This window comes from Rhodanobacter spathiphylli B39 (assembly GCF_000264295.1).
Lineage (GTDB): Bacteria > Pseudomonadota > Gammaproteobacteria > Xanthomonadales > Rhodanobacteraceae > Rhodanobacter > Rhodanobacter spathiphylli.
The window spans coordinates 637,010-656,978 of the sequence record NZ_AJXT01000004.1 but is presented as its reverse complement, the minus strand read 5'-3'; the positions used below and the strand labels follow the sequence as shown (position 1 = coordinate 656,978).

14 protein-coding genes are annotated in these 19,969 nt (G+C 68.2%); 5 read left to right on the top strand and 9 right to left on the bottom strand.

Annotated features, from left to right (window positions below; all coding sequences use genetic code 11):
• The first annotated feature begins 136 nt into the window (after positions 1-136).
• Positions 137-838: a ribonuclease H-like domain-containing protein gene (locus UU7_RS03745; protein ID WP_007805486.1), complete on the top strand. Its 702-nt coding sequence runs from the start codon at positions 137-139 to the stop codon at positions 836-838.
• A gap of 19 nt (positions 839-857) precedes the next feature.
• On the opposite strand, the gene UU7_RS03740 is transcribed toward UU7_RS03745, so the two are convergent.
• From UU7_RS03740 to UU7_RS03725, 4 genes are all read right to left on the bottom strand, one after another.
• Complete coding sequence (locus UU7_RS03740) at positions 858-2,279, bottom strand: c-type cytochrome (protein WP_007805484.1); 1,422 nt, start codon at positions 2,277-2,279, stop codon at positions 858-860.
• 161 nt (positions 2,280-2,440) lie between these two features.
• Positions 2,441-5,251 carry a serine/threonine-protein kinase gene (locus UU7_RS17325; RefSeq protein ID WP_162098631.1) on the bottom strand — a complete coding sequence of 937 codons (2,811 nt, stop codon included), beginning with the start codon at positions 5,249-5,251 and terminating at the stop codon, positions 2,441-2,443.
• A 131-nt stretch (positions 5,252-5,382) separates the two neighbouring features.
• Complete coding sequence (locus tag UU7_RS18615) at positions 5,383-5,913, bottom strand: ECF-type sigma factor (protein ID WP_040672800.1); 531 nt, start codon at positions 5,911-5,913, stop codon at positions 5,383-5,385.
• 116 nt (positions 5,914-6,029) lie between these two features.
• Positions 6,030-7,067 carry a hypothetical protein gene (locus UU7_RS03725; protein ID WP_007805478.1) on the bottom strand — a complete coding sequence of 346 codons (1,038 nt, stop codon included), beginning with the start codon at positions 7,065-7,067 and terminating at the stop codon, positions 6,030-6,032.
• A gap of 331 nt (positions 7,068-7,398) precedes the next feature.
• On the opposite strand from UU7_RS03725, the gene UU7_RS03720 reads away from it, so the two are divergent.
• Entirely contained in the window at positions 7,399-8,970 is a 1,572-nt protein-coding gene (locus UU7_RS03720; RefSeq protein ID WP_007805476.1) for an SDR family NAD(P)-dependent oxidoreductase, read from the top strand.
• A 143-nt stretch (positions 8,971-9,113) separates the two neighbouring features.
• On the opposite strand, the gene UU7_RS03715 is transcribed toward UU7_RS03720, so the two are convergent.
• The 5 genes from UU7_RS03715 to UU7_RS03695 all read right to left on the bottom strand — a co-directional run bounded on the left by UU7_RS03715 (position 9,114) and on the right by UU7_RS03695 (position 17,227).
• A complete protein-coding gene (locus UU7_RS03715) occupies positions 9,114-9,683 on the bottom strand; it encodes a carboxypeptidase-like regulatory domain-containing protein (protein WP_238530873.1) in 570 nt (189 codons plus the stop codon).
• A gap of 226 nt (positions 9,684-9,909) precedes the next feature.
• Positions 9,910-10,290 carry a carboxypeptidase-like regulatory domain-containing protein gene (locus UU7_RS03710; protein WP_157581810.1) on the bottom strand — a complete coding sequence of 127 codons (381 nt, stop codon included), beginning with the start codon at positions 10,288-10,290 and terminating at the stop codon, positions 9,910-9,912.
• Positions 10,291-10,711: 421 nt separating this feature from the next.
• The gene (locus UU7_RS03705; protein ID WP_007805471.1) at positions 10,712-13,135 is read right to left on the bottom strand and encodes a GH92 family glycosyl hydrolase; all 2,424 of its coding nucleotides are present in this window, start codon (positions 13,133-13,135) and stop codon (positions 10,712-10,714) included.
• A gap of 28 nt (positions 13,136-13,163) precedes the next feature.
• A complete protein-coding gene (locus UU7_RS03700; RefSeq protein ID WP_007805469.1) occupies positions 13,164-14,603 on the bottom strand; it encodes a glycoside hydrolase family 125 protein in 1,440 nt (479 codons plus the stop codon).
• A complete protein-coding gene (locus UU7_RS03695) occupies positions 14,600-17,227 on the bottom strand; it encodes a beta-mannosidase (RefSeq protein WP_007805467.1) in 2,628 nt (875 codons plus the stop codon). The genes UU7_RS03700 and UU7_RS03695 overlap by 4 nt, the downstream gene beginning before the upstream one ends.
• Before the next feature lie 272 nt (positions 17,228-17,499).
• Here UU7_RS03695 and ada point away from each other — a divergent pair, with 272 nt between their 5' ends.
• The 3 genes from ada to alkB are packed head-to-tail and all read left to right on the top strand — an operon-like array spanning position 17,500 to position 19,960.
• Entirely contained in the window at positions 17,500-18,579 is a 1,080-nt protein-coding gene (ada, locus tag UU7_RS03690; RefSeq protein WP_007805465.1) for a bifunctional DNA-binding transcriptional regulator/O6-methylguanine-DNA methyltransferase Ada, read from the top strand.
• A complete protein-coding gene (locus UU7_RS03685) occupies positions 18,576-19,310 on the top strand; it encodes a 2OG-Fe(II) oxygenase (RefSeq protein WP_007805464.1) in 735 nt (244 codons plus the stop codon). The genes ada and UU7_RS03685 overlap by 4 nt, the downstream gene beginning before the upstream one ends.
• Positions 19,307-19,960: a DNA oxidative demethylase AlkB gene (gene alkB, locus UU7_RS03680; protein ID WP_007805462.1), complete on the top strand. Its 654-nt coding sequence runs from the start codon at positions 19,307-19,309 to the stop codon at positions 19,958-19,960. The genes UU7_RS03685 and alkB overlap by 4 nt, the downstream gene beginning before the upstream one ends.
• The last annotated feature ends 9 nt before the right edge of the window (positions 19,961-19,969 follow it).

Sequence of the window (19,969 nt, the reverse complement as noted above, 5' to 3'; positions counted from 1 at the left end):
CCTGGACTTGCCAGCCGGCCTGACGGGTTCCGTAGCTTCCGCGCCCGTCGCGCAACGTCCGCCTTCTGCAGGCATTGCGACAACCGATCGCGCGATCTCGCCCGAGCTACGCCGTCTGCTGCAGCGTCACGCGCAAATGAGGCGCGGCCCCGCCACGATCTCGTCCGGCGACCGCGAGGTGCCCGGCATCGAGATCGCGCCGGGCCTGCGCTACACCGAAGCCCTGGTCGACTGGCTCGATCCGCCGGCGGTCGTCGAAACCGGCTTCGCCCGGATGGCGCCGGTCCATCACTACCGCCTGCTGCACTTCGATACCGAAACCACCGGCCTGGCCGGCGGTACCGGCACCCGCGCCTTCATGATCGGCGCCGCGGACTGGCTCGACGGCCGCTTCCGCATCCGCCAGCTCACCCTCACCACGATGGCTGCCGAGACGGCGATGCTGCGCACGTTCGCCGAGTGGCTGAGCGGTGACACCGTGCTCGTCAGCTACAACGGCAAGTGTTACGACGCACCCCTGCTGGCGACCCGCTATCGCCTGGCGCGCCTGCCCAATCCGCTGGCCGGCCTGGCTCACCTGGATCTGCTGCATCCGGTGCGACGGCACTGGAAGCGGCAGTGGCCCGACTGCCGCCTGGCCACGGCCGAACGCCAGCTGCTGGGTGTGGTGCGCGAGGACGACCTGCCCGGCGCCGAGGCGCCGGCAGCCTGGCTCACCTACCTGCGCGGCGGCCCTGCCCGGAACCTGCGGCGGGTGGCGGCACACAACGCGCAGGACCTGAAGAGCCTGGCCGGCGTGCTGCTGCACATGGCCCGCTGCCCGGCCAGCCCGGGCTAGCCGGCCCGGGCAAGGGGGTTCAGAGCGCCGACAGGAACGCGACCAGATCGCTTTTCTGCTGCCCGCTCATGTGCACGTTGAAGCGCGTGTCGTAGAAGTCGACCACGTCCATCAGCGTCGCGGCCGAACCGTTGTGGAAGTACGGCGCGCGTGCGGCGAGCCCGCGCAGGATCGGCCCCTTGAACTTGCCGATGTCGGCCCACTTGCCGGTACGCAATGCCAGGCCGGGGTCGGTGGTCTGCACGCTCCTGCCCGTGGCGTTGTTGGTCAACGTGTACAACGGCATGTCCGGCGTGCGTCGGCTAGCGTCGGCGATGCCGATGTTGACCGGCAGCGCCGCCGAGTGGTTGCCGATGTTCGGCGCGTTGTGGCAGCTGCTGCAGCTGCCCTGGATGACGGGCAGGCCGGTCACGTCGTTGAGCCCGGCCACGCCGCTGATCGCGATCGGCAGCGTGTTGAAGAGCTGCTCGCCGCGGGCGACCGCGGCCCGCGCCCGCTCGCCGCGATCGTGGCTGAACTGGGCGCCGGGGACGTTCCACTCGTCGAACAGGCGCATCGCCTTCTCGTCGAAGGCATCGCCGGTGGGATCGCCGCCCAGGGTATCGTTGATGCCGACCCAGAAGCGCTGTTGCGCCAGGATGCTGGCGCCGCCCATGCCGTCCTCGGCATTGAGCTTGCCGGCGTCCTGGTCGATCAGCTGGGCAGTGAACAGATGCAGCTCGAAATCCACGATGCGATCGATCACGCTGGCGTCGGGTGCCACCGCGGCCTCCTCGTGGCCGAGGATGGCATCGCGTGCCTGCGAGGCCAGGCTCTCGATGATGTCCTCGTGATTGATGCCGGCATCCATCGGCGGCTTGAACGGCGCGACGGTCTCACGCCCGTCCCACATGACCGCGGTGAGCCAGATCAGGTTGGTCGACGGCAGCGGGCGCCGAAACAGCGACAGGTCGCTCGCACTGGCGTAACCGTAGGGATCATCGACGCGGGTCAGGCGAAACTCGGCATTCGCCGGCATCGGCATGCCGACGCGGATCAGGCCCCGGTTGAGCAGCATGGAGTAGGCGATGCGCCGCGCGTAGAGGCTGGACACATCGGCTCGCGGCGAAACGGCACCATCGACCAGGCGGAAGATCGGATCGTTGCCGTTGGTCCTGGCGAAGCGCTGGCGCAGCTCGTCCGGGGTGATCGACCAGCCCTGGGCCTGCCGATGACAGGAATCGCAGGTGCGACCGTTGGGCCCGAAGCTCTGGAAGAACGGGTTGGCGGTGTCGATGCTGCCACCAGGCGTGGTGGTCTGCAGCCAGCCCGAAGGGTTGGCGGTGACCAGCGTGTTGGCCGGTGATGGCTGGTGACGTCGATCCTGCGCCGGTGTGCCGACGACGGTCGCCAGCAGGACCAGGCCGGCTGCGACGGATACGAAAGTGCGCTGATGGAACATGACGGTTTGCCCCCTTGGCTTGTCGTTGATGCAGCCCCTGCCCCGCCCGACCGCGTGGTCGTGGCAAGACGGAGAACACCGAAGGGCGACAAGTTGCGACACGCCCACGCGTGGTTCACGCAGGCCAGGCGGGGCGACGGGTGGAACGCTGCAAGCGCGGGTCAGTTCAGCAGCGGGCCGCAGGATGCCAGGGGGTGGCGCAGCAGCGTGCTGGCGCTGGCCAGTTCGGGATGTGCAGCGAGGCCGCCAAGCTGGATGGTCGCGCTGGCAGCGCGGGCCTGCGCTTCGGCATCGGCGCAGTCGCCGCTGCGCGCCGCGGCCACGGCAAGCCACAGCTGCGCCGCGAGTCGACGCGGATGCGCCGGTGGCAAATCGCCGGCGGCACGGGGAATCGCTGCTGTCAGCCGGGCCCTTGCCGCGCCGGCCTGGTCATGCGCCAGCTCGACCTGCGCCAGCAGCGTGTGCACCCACAGCAGTTGCGGGTCGTTGCGCGACGCCACCGCAGCAAGGTCATGCTCGACCGTCGCCTGCAGGTCGGGCGGACACGGCGTGGCGGGCGTCCGGGTGCAGGCCAGCAGCAGGCGCGCCTCGGCGATCAACGGCGGCATCCGGTACTTGCGCGTGCGCAGGCCGGCGATGGCCTCGGGCAGCAGCTCGCGCGCCACGGCAGGCTGGCCTTCCAGCAGGGCGATGCCGGCCAGCTCGCTGTCCACCCGGCCGATCCGCATGCGGTTGGCCGGGTCACTGCCGTACAGCTTGCGGGCCGCGTCGAACAGCTTGCGCGCAGCGACGAGATCGCCTGCCTCCACCTCGCCGAACGCCGTGGCTTCCAGTGAGTCGCCATGCAGGGCGGTGTCCGCGCCGAAGCCAGCGGCCGACCAGGCCTGCGCCTGCCCGCAACGCGCCTGCGCGCTGGCGTGATCGGCGCGCAACCCTTCCAGCACGCAAGCTTTCTGCGCCGCATACACCTGGGTGAGCTGGGGCGCGTTGCCGTTGCGGGCGTACATCGCCAGGGCCTGCCCGAACAGTGCATGCGCCTGCGTCCAGTGGCCGGCGCGAAAGCTGGACGAAGCCAGGCCGGCCAGCGCCAGCGTCGTCTGGCTGCTGGACGGTCCGAAATGCGCGAGCTCGAACTGCCACGTCTTGCGCCACATCGGGATCGCCTCGTCGTAGCGTTCCAGGCCTTCCAGCGCGGAGGCGACGTCGTTGTAGCCGATGCCGACCCGCGGATCGTCCGGTCCCCAGCTGTCGATCCGTTCGGCCAGCGCCTCGCGGGCGAGATCGAGCGCGGCTTCGCCATGGCCTTCGCTGTTCTCGACCGCGCCCAGCGGACCGAGCAGGTCGATCAGCGCTTCGCCGCGGATGCCCTGTGCCAGCATGCGCTGGTGGGCAAGCCGCAGGTCGGTGCCACCGTCGGCGTAGTCCTCCATGCGCACCGCAGCGTAGCCCCTGGCGGTCAGCGCACGGATCGATTCGATGGCGGACGGCGCCAGCGTCCGTTCCGACAGGGCGACGGCCCGGTTCGCCAGCTGCCGCGCTTGCGCGACATCGCCAAGATCCTCGTACAGGCGCGAGAACATCGCCAGCAGGTCCACCTGGCTGCCGTCATCCATCGACGGCGCGTTGTCGAGCTTCGCGACGCCATGGGCCAGCAATTCGTCCAGGCTGGGTTGTTCGGAGGGGGCGGTACCGTAGCGCACCGGCGCGAACAGGCTCTCGACGAAATCCCGCACCATGTTCGCGCGTGCGGCCTGCTGGCGGGCCACCTGTGCCTGCCACAGCGCGATCGACAACGAGGTGAGGACGGCCGCCATGAACAACGCGGTGAGCACGACGCCACCGCGATGGCGGGCCACGAACTTGCTGGTGCGATACCACCGCGACGGCGGATGGGCGAGCACCGGCTGGCGGTCCAGGTGGCGCTCGATGTCCTCGGCCAGCGCGCCGGCCGAGGCGTAGCGACGCTCCGCTTCGCTGGCGGTGGCTTTCAGCACGATGTTGTCGAGATCGCCGCGCAGCTTGTGTCGCAGCGTCGACACGCCGGCCGGCACGGTGCCGTAAGCCGTGGTGACGGTATCCGGGCTGAGCCGAGACGATGGCGTACCGGCATCCGCGCTGGCGCGCCGTTGCCCGGTGATCAGTTCGTCCAGCAACACGCCCAGCGCATACACGTCGGTCGCCGCGTTGACCGGCTCCTGGGCGAACTGTTCGGGCGCCGCGTAGGCGGGTGTCAAGGCGCGATGCTGGGTATGGATCTGCTCGGCGGCATCCTCGTCGAGCAGCATGGCGATGCCGAAGTCGAGCAGCTTGACGTGGCCGTCGGCGGTGACCAGCACGTTGGAAGGCTTCAGGTCACGGTGCACGATCAGTGCCCGATGCGCCGTCTCCACCGCACGGCAGACCATCAGGAACAGCACCAGCCGCTGGCGCAAGTCCAGCCGGTGCTGGCTGGCATAGCGGGTGATTGGCAGGCCGTCGACCAGCTCCAGTGCGATATAGGCCAGGCCGGCCTCGGTGATGCCACCCTCGATCAGCCGGGCGATGCCGGGATGACGCAGGCGTGCCAGCGCCTCGCGCTCGCGGCGGAACTGGCGCTGCGCGTCGGCGGTATAGAGGCCGCGCGCCAGCAGCTTGATCGCCACTTCCTGGCGTACGCCATCGACCTGGCGAAAGGCCCGGAACACCGTGGACGAACCGCCCTCGCCCAGCACCTCGACCAGCTCGAACGGACCGATGCGGCTGCCGGCCGGCAGCGCCTGGGCGACGCTGGTGTCGCCGATGGCCCGCGCGGCGCAGGCGGCGTCGCCGGTGGACAGCAGCTCGCCTTCAGTGGCGTCGGCGGCGAGCAGGCGTTCGATCTCCGCGCGCCGGAGCGGATCGGGACAGCGCTCGTCCAGCAGGCGCGCACGCTCTGCGGCGGGCAGGCCAAGCGCCGCTTCGAACACGTCGCGTATTGTCGTTGCAGGCTCCACGCCGAACTCCCCACGGTATGCCTTGCCACGGTTAACCCCGAACATGCCCCGTTTGCGACCTCGCCCCCCGCTGCGCTTCGCCGCCACCACGGCGGCATGCCGGGTTCGGCATCCTCAACCCCGGCATCCTCTCAACCCATGCGCGCCTTGATGAACGCGCGGGCGAAGCGCCAGTCGCGATCGATGGTGCGCCGGGCCACACCGAGCGTATCGGCGACCTGCTCCAGGCTGAGCCCGGCGAAGTAACGCAGCTCCACCACCTGGGCAGCACGGGCATCGGACTGTTCCAGTGCGTCCAGCGCGGCGTCCAGCGCCAGCGTCTGCTCGGCGGTGTCGAGCGCCAGTTTCAGATCCTGGTCGTCGAGGGTGACGCGCAACCATTGCCCGCCCGCGCACAGGCGCAGGCGATCACGGGCGCGGTTGATCAGCAGGTGGCGCATGGCGCGCGCGGCGTAGGCAAAGAACTGGGCGGGATGGTCGAAATGCAGGGCCTCGCGCTGGCCCATGCGCAGGTACAGTTCGTGCACCAGTTCGGTGGTATCCAGGGTGGCCTGGCGACGGTTCGACAACTGTCGGGCGGCCATCGCCTTGAGTCGCGCGTACACCACGACGAACAGCGCGTCGGTGGAACCGTCGCTGGCCAGGGGTCGGGAATCGGACACGACGAGCACCTCCCTGCAGCCGCCATCCTTAGCGCCGCATGGTACGCCTTTGCCGGTAATCCGTGCCTTGTTCGGCCCTGCAATGGCCCGGTCGGGCTCCGCGTTGGGCCATCGGCTCAGGCCGACAGCGCGTCCGCCGCCAGCAGGGACGGCAACCGGCGCGAGCCCGAGCGCCGACCGTCGATGAAGGTGTACAGACGACCGCCGATCATGGTCACCACGGCACGGCCGGACAGCCGGATGCTGGCGGACGCCGTTGGCGACATCGACAGGCCGAGCTGGTGTTCGGCGCGCATGCGGACGGCCTTGGCGGCAAACCAGGCCTTCGGACCGGCCCGCAGGCTGTCCGATGCCGACTCGGTCCGGCGCGAGTTCGCGATGGTCTGGCGCAGATGGGCCAGGTGGCTCGTGTTGAACGCCTCGCTCAAGGCGGCGCACTGGAAGGGCGAGGCCACGTATTCATCCAGCAGGCTGCCCAGCACGGCCACCACGCTCAGCGCGATCCGCCGGTTGGTCCGTTCCACGTGCGAGTTGCCTGTGGATGCCTGCCAGATCCCGTCGAGGGCAGCGGCCAGCCTGCGGCACTCCGGCTGGTTCAGCGGGCGCTGGCCCAGCGGAATGCCTCGGCGGGCCACCAGCCAGGCCTGGTCGCGTGCCGGCAAAGCATGCGAACGCTGCGCGGTGCGGGCCCGGGCTTCCCGCATGGACAACTCGTCGGTGGCCGCCATCCGCAGGGACAGTGCCTCCTGCGTCAGCGGCACAGGGCGGGCGCTGCCGTCGGCGCGGTACCAGCGCCGGTGTTCCAGCGTGGCGCGATGAAACAGGCCAGGCGGAGGCGGAACCGTGGCGCGCGCCTCGGCCGCGTAATCCAGCGACGGGGCCATCGAGCGCAGCCCGGCGGCGTGGGCCGCCAGTACGCGCTCAAGCAGGATTTCGGCGGTGATCAGATGGCGATGGTAGGCGGCATGGCGGTCATGCTCGGCCCCGGCCGGGAAATAGACGAAACGGACGCGTGGCGTGGTCTCGTCACTGCGGGCGGCCCCGTGGCAGCCCTGGCCGACGATCCGGCGCCCGATCGGCAGGGCGCGGTGCGCGGTCGGCAGGCTGTCGAGCACGCTCTTGATGGTCGGCAATACGACGGACGGATCGGCCATGGCGGCCTCTTGCACTGGCGCACTTGCAGAAATCGACAAACTCACAAAACAACCCTGCCTGCTTGGGCGACCACGGCTCTCGACTCTGCCAGCGCCCGTCACCCGAATACCTGCCGTCCAGCCTGGACAACTACGGGGCCACTCTTGCATCGACCACGCCAACAAAATGTGCGCTGGCTCCCATCGCTGGAAGCTCGTGCGGGTCGGATCGGGGACATCGCACGCCCCGAACGCCCCGAATTTCCCGGTTGGCGGGGAAAAACAGGCAAAATAGGCGGTTGCGGCACGCCACCCCGCGTGCTCTCCCCTCCCTGCCGATGACCGACGAAGAATGACCGCCTTGAACGTGCCCCCCGCCTCCCCGCCCGAAGACACCGATGCCCGCCTGCTGGAACGTCTGCGCGAAGCGGCTGAGCTGCTGGAATCGGTAGCGGCGGATCGCGAGCTGCTGGATCGGCTGCCGGCTGACGATCGCCAGCGCCTGCACCAGGCCGTGGCACAGGTCTACCACCCCGACCCGGTGGCGCGCCGGATCAAGCTGAAGGCGGCCGAAAAGGCGCGTTACGCCAGCAAGGTCGAGGCGGAGGAATCGGTACTCAACCAGACCGGCATCCGCACGCTGCGCCGTCGCCCCGTGTTCACCACGGCCAACCTGTTCCCGCCGCAGGGGTTCCAGCCGCACGACATCCCACCGGAGGCCGATGCCGCGCAGCCGCGCGAAGCCATCGAGCCCCGGCACTGCTACGTCTGCAAGAAGAAATACGCCACCCTGCACTTCTTCTACGACCAGATGTGCCCCGACTGCGCCGCATTCAACTACGCCAAGCGCGACGAACTGGCCGACCTCAGCGGACGCGTGGCCCTGCTCACCGGAGGCCGGGTGAAGATCGGCTACCAGGCCGGCCTGAAACTGCTGCGCGCCGGCGCCGAGCTTATCGTCACCACGCGCTTCCCACGCGATTCGGCGGCGCGCTACGCGGCGGAACCGGACTTCGCCGAATGGGGTCACCGGCTGCAGGTCTACGGCCTGGACCTGCGCCACACGCCCAGCGTGGAAGCGTTCTGCCAGGAACTGGTGGCCACCCGACCGCGGCTGGACTTCATCATCAACAACGCCTGCCAGACCGTGCGCCGACCGCCGGACTTCTACGCCCACATGATGGAAGGCGAGACCGCCGCGCTGCACGACATGCCCGAGCATGTGCGCCAGCTGGTCGGCCACTACGAGGGTTTGCGCAGCTCGAACATCCTGCCGCAAGGCGATGCGCCAGCCCGGTACGATTCGTCCGTTCCCGGCCTGACCCGCGCCGCCGAGCTGTCCCAGGTGGCGCTGCTGCCGGAGGAACTGCTGGCGCAGAGCCACCTGTTCCCCGAAGGCCGGCTCGACCAGGACCTGCAGCAGGTCGACCTGCGCCAGCGCAATTCATGGCGCCTGCTGATGGCCGAGGTGCCGTCGGTGGAGTTGCTGGAGGTGCAGCTGGTGAACGCGATCGCGCCGTTCATCATCAATGCGCGACTGAAGCCGCTGATGCTGCGCACGGCCAATCGGGACAAGCACATCGTCAACGTGTCGGCGATGGAAGGCCAGTTCTACCGCAACTTCAAGACCACCCGGCACCCGCACACCAACATGGCCAAGGCCGCGCTCAACATGATGACGCGCACCTCGGCGACCGATTACCACAACGACGGCATCCACATGAACAGCGTGGACACCGGCTGGGTGACCGACGAGGACCCGGCCGAGCTGGCCGCGAGGAAGGTGGCGGAAGAACGCTTCCACCCGCCGTTGGACATCGTCGACGGCGCCGCACGCATCGTCGACCCGATCATCCACGGCATCAACACCGGCGAGCATGTGTGGGGGCAGTTCCTCAAGGACTACAAGCCGACCGACTGGTGAATCTGCAAAGCGAACTCTGAATATTCCAGGTCGGAACCCCGGCGCCTTTGCGCACCGGGCGGTCACCTCAAGTCGACGGGCAAGCATGCCCCATGCCTTTCCGGATGCTTATCGCACTGTCGCAGCGCGATAAGCACGCAACTCTAGTTACCGGAAGGTTTCGCGCACTGGTCGTGATCGCAGGCGAAATCGACTTCCGCACCGCGACCCACGGTGAGCTTGATGTTCGGACGCGTATCGATGGCCTTGCCATCTTTTTCCAGCGCCACTTCGTAGACACCCATGGGCAGTGCTCCGATGGTGTAGCGGCCTTTGTCGTTGGCCGTGGTGTGACGATGGACGCCGGTGTTGCTGTGCGCGGTGATGGTGACACCCGCGGGCGCCCAGCCAAAAACCTTGCCAACAGTTGCTTGGGCATGGGCAGCGGTGACTCCTGCCGTTCCGGACACGCTGACAGCAATTGCCACGGACAGGCCAAGCAAGGACCAACCCGCACGGCGGCCATTGGTGCGAGTGCCGAGATGACTGCGATTCTTCATGGAACTCCCTGTTTTTTCGTGTTTACGTCTGAATGAATTGAATGACTGACCTTCGCCTGCGGGCATGTGCGCAGGATCGAACACAGGCTTCGGTTGACCTGCCTTGGCAAACACCGGTTCCGAGCCGTCCATGTGCGTCTGGACGGGTGGTGGCCGGATCAAACGATACAACATCGGTGGCCGCCTTAATTTGACGAGGCGACAGCGACCCACGAAAAGCGGGAAGTCACGACGAAACGTCGGAAGAAAAGTGAATGACTTGTGCTCCTGCATGTAAAACGAGATTGCCCAACGCCTTTCAGCGTCGGGCAATCAAAGGTCAATGTGACTTCAGGTGATCGCGTACGGCGAAGGCTCGGGTCCCACAGGGGACGAGCCCCCGGTCACGACGCGCATCACGTCATTCCTTGGCTGCCGAATCAGCGAAGTCGACCTTGACGCCCCGTCCCACGATCACCCCGACATTCGGATGCTTCTCGATGGGATTGCCGTCCTTTTCCAAGGTCACCGTATAGACGCCCACAGGCAATGCTCCGATGCTGTAACGCCCCTTGGAATCCGCCTGGACGTGGCGCTTGAAGCCTGTCGTGACGCTCTTCGCATAGATGGTCTCACCGGCCGGTGCCGTACCGAAGATCTTGCCTGCGGTGGCTTGCGCATAAACCGTGGCAGAACCTGCCACACCGCAAATCCCGATGACAGCGGCAATTGCGAGGCTTCGAACAGAGAAGGCGTTGCGGCGAGAAGAGCGGTTGTTCAGGTGAGAAGTGTTGGTTTTCATGGGGCTTCCTTTTATGGGTGACAGCTATGGAACATGAGCTTGCCCGGCAATTTTGCCGAGGACTCATGGGGGACTTCCGGACAGCCTGATGCGATGGTGGGACTGACCGGTCACGGTCAGTCACAGGCAATGTTTCAGCGTCCACTCGGCCAGTTGATGCACGGATCGCCCCCAACCGGCCGACGGCGCGCAGACTACGCCAGCCCGAACGTCGGCCTAAGGGTCAAAGGTCATGAAGGTGAAAAAAGTAATGGCTAGGCGCCGTGCATCAGCGGACCTGATCCGCATGCGCTCAAACGGGCTTTCGCGGCCATGATGGGATGCCGGGCGTGAAACCGGGCGCCCCCATCGAATTCACGGCAAGACGGTGTCCGGATCGACGCCGTCGAGGATGTCGGACACAACCTGGCAGACAGCGAACCTAAACGGCGGCTCCGCCGAATGATGGCGGCCGGTCTGCCGGCGCCGCGCCGAACGCGGTGTTGGGCGTGTCGCCCATCCGGAATTCCAGGGTGCCGCCGGCGGCCAGCTCGGCGTGGCTGATCCAGCTGCGGCTCCACGGCTGGCCATTCCAGCTGACCGACTGGATGTACGGACTGTCCGGTCCGTTGCCCGGCGCCAGCACCATCAGCCTGCGCCGGTCGGCCAGCTCGATCTCCGCGCGATCGACCAGCGGGCTGCCGAACACGTAGTTGGCGCTGACCGGATCGACCGCGTACAGACCCAGTGCGCCGAGCACGTACCAGGCGCTGATCTGGCCGCAGTCCTCGTTGCCGGCGAGACCGTCGGGCTGCGCCTCGTACATGCTTTCCAGCAGCATGCGCACGCGTGCCTGGGTCTTGTGGTGGGCGCCGGTGTACGCGTACAGGTAGGCCACGTGATGGCTGGGTTCATTGCCATGCGCGTACTGGCCGATCATGCCGGCGATGTCCGGCGGCGCATCGGCCGGCAGCGCCGAACTGGTGTTGAACAGTTCATCCAGCTTGCGCTCGAACGCCTGCTCGCCGCCGAACAGTTTCATGTACTCGTACAGGTCGTGCTGGTTGAGGAAGGTCGCCTGCCACGCGTTCGATTCGGTGAAGTCTCGCCACCTCTTCGAGTGGCCCATGCCACGCGGGTCGAACGGTTCCAGCCAGTGGCCATCCTTCGCGCGTGGCCGCACGAAACCCGAATGGCGGTCGAACACGTGCCGGTAGTTGCGCGAGCGTTCGCGCAGCCGGGTGGCTTCGTCATGCGCGCCGGCGGCATCGGCCAGCCTGGCCACGGCCCAGTCGTCGTAGGCGTATTCGAGCGTCTTGCTGACCGCCTCGCCTTCCTTGTCGCTGGGGATGTAGCCGAGCTTGCGGTAGTACGGCAGGCCGCGGTAGTCGTCGTCCATCGCCCGCTGGCGAAACAGCGGCCAGGCTGCCGCGTAGTCGATGCCGGTGAAGCCTTTCGCATGTGCCTCGGCCAATACCGCGGCGGAGTGGTAGCCGATCATGCAACCGGTTTCCACCCCCTGCAGCGGCCACACTGGCGGGCCATCGGGACTTTCGCCTGCCATCCGCACCAGGCCGTTGACCAGGTCGGGCACGCGATCGGGCTGGAACAGCGTGAGCAACGGATGCTGCGCCCGGTAGGTATCCCACAGCGAGTAGGTGCTGTAGTTGTTGGCGCCCGGCGGCAGCTGGTGCACGGCCAGGTCCATGCCGCGGTAGCGACCGTCGACGTCGCTGAACAGGGTCGGCGCCAGCATGGTGTGGTACAGCGAGGTGTAGAAGATGCTGCGCATGTCTTCGGACATCGTGTCGATGCGGATGCGGCCCAGCTCGCGCTCCCACGTCGCGGCCGCCGACTTGCGCACCTGCTCGAAGTCCCAGCCGGGCACTTCCGCATCGAGGTTGCGCAGCGCGCCGGCCACGTCGACGCCGGAGATGCCGACCTTGACCAGCAACGGCGCGCTGGCGATGTCGTCGAAGTGCAGCACCGCCTTGAGGTGCCGACCCCGCGTTTCGCCGGTGCCGGCCGGCAGGGCGGCATCTTCGTTGTACAGCGTGGCCTGGGTGATCGGGCGCGACAGCTTCATCGCGAAATGGATGTGCCGGCCGCCGGCCCACTGGTGCACGCGGCGCTCGCCGACCAGGGTGTCGTTGCCGACCAGCTTCAGCTGCGCATCGCTGACCTTGCTCGGTACCGCGGCGTCGTCGTGGTAGCCGTGCGCGAGATCGACCAGCAGGTGGCCGCTGCCGTCGCCGTTGAAGGTGTAGCGATGCAGTCCGGTGCGCAGGGTCGCCGTGAGCTCGGCGAGGATGTCGTGGTTCTTCAGGTGCACCCGGTAGTAGCCCGGCTGCGCCTGTTCCTGATCGTATGTCGAGCGGTAGCCCGGGCCGGGCTGCGCCATCGCATCGGGCGAAATCCGCTCGCCGACATCGGCGCCGTCGTGGCGCGAACGGTAGTTCAGGTCCGGCAATCCACGCCCGCCCGGCTGCAACAGCACCGGTCCCTGTGCCGGCATCACCAGCACGTCGAGCATGTCGCTGGCGCCGGTGCCGCTCAGGTGCGTGTGCGAGAAACCCATGATCGAGCCATCGCCCTGGTGGTAGCCCGAGCAGGCATCCCAGCCGGCGTCGTTGGTGTCCGGGCTGAGCTGCACCATGCCGAACGGCAAGGTGGCGCCGGGATAGACGTGGCCGTGGCCGCCAGTACCGATGAAGACATCCACATGGCGGGCGAAACCGTCGGGCTCGGGCGCCGGCGACATCGCCTGGCCGCCGCGCGGCGCCGCGAACGCCGCCAGCGATTCCAGCCGGGTGCCGAACAGGCCCAGGGCGGCTGCGCCCTGCAGGAAACGTCTGCGTGTCACCATGATGCGTTCTCCGTTGCGTGTTCGGGGTTCATGCGTGCCGCAGCAGTTCGGGTCGCTGCGCCGCCACTTGCACGATCAGTTCGCCGAACAGGGTGTTGGCCCAGGCGAACCACGCGCGGGTGAAATGTGCCGGATCGTCCTGATCGAAGGCCTCGTGCATGAAGCCGGTGCCGGCGTGGGTGGTCTTCAGCCAGTGCAGGCATTGGCGGATCTCGCCGTCGTCGTCGCTGCTCAGGCCCCGCATGATGATCGACATCGGCCAGATCATGCGCAAGCCCTCGTGCGGACCACCGATGCCCTGCGCCGCGCGGCCCTGGAAGAAATACGGGTTGCGCGGGCTCCAGGCCAGTGCGCGACTGCGCCGGTAGCGCGGGTTGTCGCCGGGGCAGCAGCCAAGGTAGGCCAGGCTCGACAGCCCCGGCGCGTTGGCATCGTCCATGAACAGCTGGTTGCCATAACCGTCGACTTCGTAGGCCCAGATCTCGTTGCCCTGCTCGTCATGCATCACGCCGAACTCCTGCAGCGCCTGTTCCACCTCGTCGGCCAGCGCGGTGCATTCGCCGGCAAAGGTGCGGTCGTCGTGCAGCGCGATCGACAGCCGCGCCAGTTGGCGCAGCGAACTCACCGCGAACAGGTTGCCGGGGATGGACAGCGGATACACGCAGGCGTCGTCCGATGGCCGGAACATCGCATGGATCAGCCCGACTGCGCGGGTCGGCTGGCCGTAGCCGCCGAGGAACTGGGTATCGGTGGGGTTGGCCGATGGCCGCTGGAAACGGTACGGACCGGGGCCATGCCTGCGCTGCTGTTGGCGGAACGTCGCCAGCACGGCATGCATCGCGGCGCGCCAGTCGTCGTCGAACGGCTGGCGATCGCCGGTAGCCTGCCAGTACGCATGCGCCAGGCGGATCGGATAGCACAGCGAATCGATCTCCCATTTGCGCTCGGCCACGCCCGGGCGCATGTCGGTGAGGTCGTGCTGGGCCCACGACAGCGGCGTCTTCGCCCGCGGATCGGGCAGGAACGCGTTGGCGTACGGGTCGATCGAGATGCACCGCGCGTGGCGATGGATCAGCCCGCGGAACAATCGGCGTAGCGCTTCGTCGTGCGCTGCCAGCGACACGTATGGCCACACCTGTGCCGAGGAATCGCGCAGCCACATCGCGTCGATGTCGCCGGTGACGATGAAGGTATCGGGCTTGCCACCCAGGCTGCCCAGCTGCACCGTGGTGTCCAGCGTGTTCGGGTAACAGTTCTCGAACAGCCAGGCGAGTTCGGGATCGCCGATTTTTGCCCGGGTGCGGGCGATCAGCGCCTCCACGGCCGGGCTGGCAAACCGGCGCTGGCCGGGTGGCGGGCGGTGACTCGCGTGGCGCGATGCGGCCCGCGCCGTCGGCACACGCCCCAGCAGCATCCCGCCAGCGGTGGCGGCCATCAACTTCAGCAGCGCGCGGCGCGTGGTGATCATGGCCGTGCACTCTCCTGGGCGCTTGCGGCATGGGCGGTGGCATCGACCAGCGAATGCACCCGCAGCGCGTTGCGCAGCGAGGCGATGTCGGCCGTGCCGGCAACCCGCAGTTCGACCTGCTCGCCCGGCAGCAGGTCGAACGCATTGTCGGACAGCTGCGCGTCGAGCGAGCCGAAGTCGACCCAGACCTCGCGTGCCAGCCGCTTCGCACGAATTCTCAGCACGGTGCCCTGATGATCTTCGGCCAGCTCGGCATGCAGGCCGGGATCGGGGAGCTGCAACGCGAGCGCTGGCTCGAAATACAGCAGGTGACGCGAAAGCGTCCTGCCCTGCCCGACCAGCTCGAACACGGCGAAGCTGCGACGGGGATCGGCAGTTTGCAGCAACGCCGCATCATTCAGCTCCGCCACGCGGGTGCTGCTCGACGCGGGCAGACGCACCGGCTCGACGCGCTCGTGCAGCAGCCGTCCATCCATGTCCATCACGCGCAGGCGCAGCCGGGCGTCCAGCGGCGCGGTGCGGTCGGACACCAGGAACACCTCGGTACGTCCGCCTCGACGGATCGGCGCCACCCGCAGCGGCGCGTAGAAACGGCGCGCGTGGAACTGCAGCGCCTTCCAGCGTCCGAAGTAGTCGACGCTCGACCACGAGGCGCCGGGCCACACGTCGTTGAGCTGCCAGTACAGCGAGCCCATGCTTTGCGGCCGCGCGCTGCGCAGGTGGTCGGCGGCCAGCTCGATGCCCTCGGCCTGCATCACCTGGCTGAGGTAGACGAAGGACGCGAAATCCTTCGGCTCGCCGTAATACTTGCGGATGTAGGACAGCAGGCGCTGGTTGCCGTTGCCGCCGTCGAATTTCTGGTGCGCCCGCATCACCGGCGACTCCGGCGACAGGTCGGACGGTGCGGCGAAGCTGCGCAGGGTGGCCAGCGCCGGGAACGATTGCAGGCCGTACTCGGACTGGAAGCGCGGCGTGGTCTTCAGGTAGTCCTCGATCGGAGCGGAGCCGGCCCAGACGTCCCACACGTGCATGTCGCCATCGTCCGGCACGTTGGCCGGCCCGTCGAAATCCGTGCCGGGCGAGCTGGCCCAGTACGGCACGTCCGGCGCATGGCGCTGCACCACGTCGCGCAGGGTTTCGCCGAACAGGGTGCGCATGCCCTGCTCAACGCGCGCCCGCTCGACCGGTCCGATCGCCTCGGCGAACTGCTTGCGGTCAGGCCAGGACTCCCAACCGGTCTGCACCTCGTTGTTGCCGCACCACAGCACGATGCTCGGGTGATCGCGCAGGCGGATGACCTGTTCGGTGGCCTCGATCCTCGTGTTCTCGCGGAACGCCGCGTCGTACGGCGGGATCGCGCCGCCGAACATGAAGTCCTGCCAGATCATCAGGCCGAGCCGGTCCGCCAGCGCGTAGAAAGCATCGCTCTGGTAATAGCCGCCACCCCACACGCGCAGCATGTTCATGTTGGCGTCGCGGGCGGACTGCAGGATCTGTTGCAGGCGCGATCCGGTGACGCGCTCGGGGAAGCTGTCCAGCGGGATCAGGTTGGCGCCCTTGGCGAAGACCGGCACGCCATTGATCACGAAGGCGAAGCTGCGGCCCCAGCGATCGCGCTGCCGCCGCAGCTCCACGCTGCGCAGCCCGGTATCGCGCTCGGCGCTGGCGATGACCTTGCCGGCCACCACCACTTCGGCATGGAAGCGATACAGGTTCGGCTCGCCGTAGCCGACCGGCCACCAGCGCTGCGGATGTTCGATGCGCAACGGCAGCTCGACATGGTTGTCGCCGGCAGTCAGCGAGGTCGCCAGGGTCGTGCTGCGCTGGCTGCCGTCCGGCGCCGTCCAGGTTACCCGCAGCCCGGCCTCGCCGGCATGGTCGGCACGAAGATCGAACTGCGCCAGCAATTGCGCGGCCTGCGCATCGACGTGCTGCTGGGCGACGTGGAAATCCGCCAGCCGCAGTTCGTCCCAGCTTTCCAGATGCACCGGCTGCCAGATGCCCTCGGTGACGTAGCGCGGGCCCCAGTCCCAGCCATACTGGTAGTTCGCCTTGCGCACGTAGTTGGCCGTCTGCCTGCCCTTCGGCTCGTCACCGAACGCGGAATCGAATTCGCCCGGCAAGGCGTGGGGCTGTTTCAGCAGCCAGGGCTGGATCCGGGCGATCGGCGAATGCAGCGTGACCTGCAGCGTATTACTGCCCGCGTGCAGCACGTCCTTCACCGGCACGCGCCAGCGCCTGAACATGTTGTCCGCAGCCAGCAGCGGCTGGCCGTTGAGCGAGACGTCGGCGAACGTGTCCAGGCCGTCGAAGACCAGGTCGACGTGGTCATGCCGCAAGGTCGCCGCATCGATCGCCAGTGGCAACTGGTATTGCCAGTCGGCCAGGCCGATCCATTGCAGCGCGGCCTCGTTGCCGCGCTGGAACGGATCGACGATCACGCCCGCCGTCAGCAGGTCGGTCTGCACGCTGCCCGGCACCTGGGCAGCGCGCCAGCCCGCAGCTTCCGGGTGGGTCTGCGTGGCTGGCGAATGCGGGTCGAGGCGGAAGCGCCAGCCGCTGGACAATGTCTGCGTGGCCGCGCCCGCGACACCGGCCCAGAGCGCCAGGATCAGGCCCACCACGCAGGCGCAGCACCGCAGGGACGCCGTGCCTGGCGCATCCCTGCCCGCTCGCGTCCCCTGCTTGGTCATCGCGAACCCCCGGCCCTGAACAGTAGTGTCGCCGCGGATGTGGCGTGGCGGCGACTCGATGAAGGTATACGCGTTCGCGCCCGCGGTAAATCGCCACCTCCCGCACGCGCGCCGCCGCGGGAATTCGACCGCAAGACCCGGAGTGCCGCCACGACCACCGCCCCGTAGATTGGCTGCACGAGATAATCTTCGGGAGCACGCCCATGAAAACCGCCGACAAAATCGCCGAACAGGCCGCCGCCACCCTGAGCGACCCCCGCTGGGCCGCGCTGCAGGCGCGCGATGCGGGCGCCGACGGCAGCTTCTTCTATTCGGTCAGGACCACCGGCGTGTACTGCCGCCCTTCCTGCGCAGCCCGCCCGGCCCGGCCCGAGAACGTGGCGTTCCACGATTCGGCCGCGGCGGCGGAACGCGCCGGCTTTCGTCCGTGCAAGCGCTGCAAGCCCGACCAGCTGTCGCTGCAGGAGCAGCACGCGGCCATGGTCACCGCGGCCTGCCGCCTGATCGAGAACGCAGAGACCGCGCCCACGCTGGAGCAACTGGCGAAACCGACCGGCCTGAGCCCGTTCCATTTCCACCGCATCTTCAAGGCCATCGCCGGGGTGACCCCGAAGCAATATGCCGCGGCACACCGCGCCAGCAGGGTGCGCAGCGAACTCGGTCGCGGCAGCAGCGTGACCGAGGCGATCTTCGACGCCGGCTACAACGCCAGCAGCCGTTTCTACGAGAGCTCGAACCAGCTGCTCGGCATGACGCCGTCCAGCTACCGCGCCGGCGGCGTCGACCACGACATCCGCTTTGCGATCGGCGAGTGCTCGCTGGGCGCCATCCTGGTCGCGCAGAGCCAGCGTGGGGTCTGCGCGATCCTGTTCGGCGACGACCCGGACACCCTGGCCCGTGACCTGCAGGACCGCTTCCCCAGGGCGAACCTGATCGGTGGCGATCGCGCCTTCGAGCAGCTGGTGGCGACGGTAGTCGGTTTCGTCGAGGCGCCGGCACTCGGCCTCGACCTGCCACTGGACGTGCGCGGCACCGCGTTCCAGCAGCGGGTCTGGCGGGCGCTGCGCGACATTCCGGCCGGCGCCACCGTCAGTTACAGCGAGATCGCCCAGCGCATCGGTTCGCCCAGGGCGGTGCGGGCGGTGGCCGGTGCCTGTGCGGCGAACATGCTGGCGGTGGCGATCCCCTGTCATCGCGTGGTGCGCAACGACGGCGGCCTGTCCGGCTATCGCTGGGGCGTGGAACGCAAGCGCACCCTGCTCGCACGCGAGGCCAAGGCATGAACGCGATGCCTGACGCGATGACGGATGACGCCGCTGCGCGACTGCAGGTTTTCGACTGGGCCGACGTCGCGGACGACCTCGACGCGCAGGGCTTTGCGATGCTCGAAGCCCTGCTGTCGCCGCGGGAGTGCCGCGATCTGGCCGGCCTCTACGCCGACGAGACGATCTTCCGCAGCCGTGTCGTGATGGGCCGGCACGGTTTCGGGCGCGGCGAGTACCAGTATTTCGCCTACCCGCTGCCGGACACCGTGGCCAGTCTGCGCGGCGCGATCTATCCGCGACTGGCACCGATCGCGAATCGCTGGAATGCGGCGATGGGAATCGACGTGCGCTATCCCGATTCCCACGCGGCGTTTCTCGCGCGCTGCCATGGCGCCGGCCAGCGGCGGCCCACGCCGCTGCTGTTGCAGTACGGCGCCGGTGACTACAACTGCCTGCACCAGGATCTCTACGGCGAGCACGTGTTCCCGTTGCAGGTGGCGATCCTGTTGTCCGAGCCGGGGCGGGATTTCAGCGGCGGCGAATTCGTGCTGACCGAACAGCGCCCGCGCATGCAGTCGCGCGCCGACGTGGTGCCGCTGCACCAGGGCGATGCGGTGGTGTTCGCGGTGCACCAGCGCCCGGTGCAGGGCACGCGGGGCAGCTACCGGGTGAACCAGCGTCATGGCGTCAGCCGGTTGCGCAGCGGCCATCGCCACACGCTGGGCATCATCTTCCACGACGCCACATGATCACCACCGACCTGTTCGCCGGCATCCAGGCGCCGCGGCGCGACGAGTCCCTGTGCGCGGGCGCGGTGGTGTTGCGCGGCTTTGCGCTGGCCGACGAGGCGCCGCTGCTGCAGGCGATCGATGCGATCGTGGCGCAGGCGCCGTTCCGCCACCTGATCACCCCCGGCGGCTTGCGCATGTCGGTGGCGATGACCAACGCCGGATCGCTGGGCTGGGTCAGCGACCGGCGCGGCTATCGCTACGATCCGGTCGATCCGGACAGCGGCAAGCGCTGGCCGCCGCTGCCCGACGTGTTCCGCAAGCTCGCCACCAGCGCGGCCGCGCAGGCCGGCTTTGCCGGTTTCGCGCCGGATGCCTGCCTGATCAACCGCTACGAGCCAGGCACCCGGCTGAGCCTGCATCAGGATCGCGACGAGCGCGACTTCGGCCAGCCGATCGTTTCCGTGTCGCTGGGCATTCCCGCCATATTCCTGTTCGGTGGCGATCAACGCAGCGACGCCGCGATGCGGGTGCCGCTGGCTCACGGCGACGTGGTCGTGTGGGGCGGCCCGGCGCGGTTGCGTCATCACGGCGTGCTGCCACTGAAGCCGAACCATCACGAAGCGCTGGGCGAATGCCGCATCAACCTCACCTTTCGCCGCGCCGGCTAGCCAGGGAGT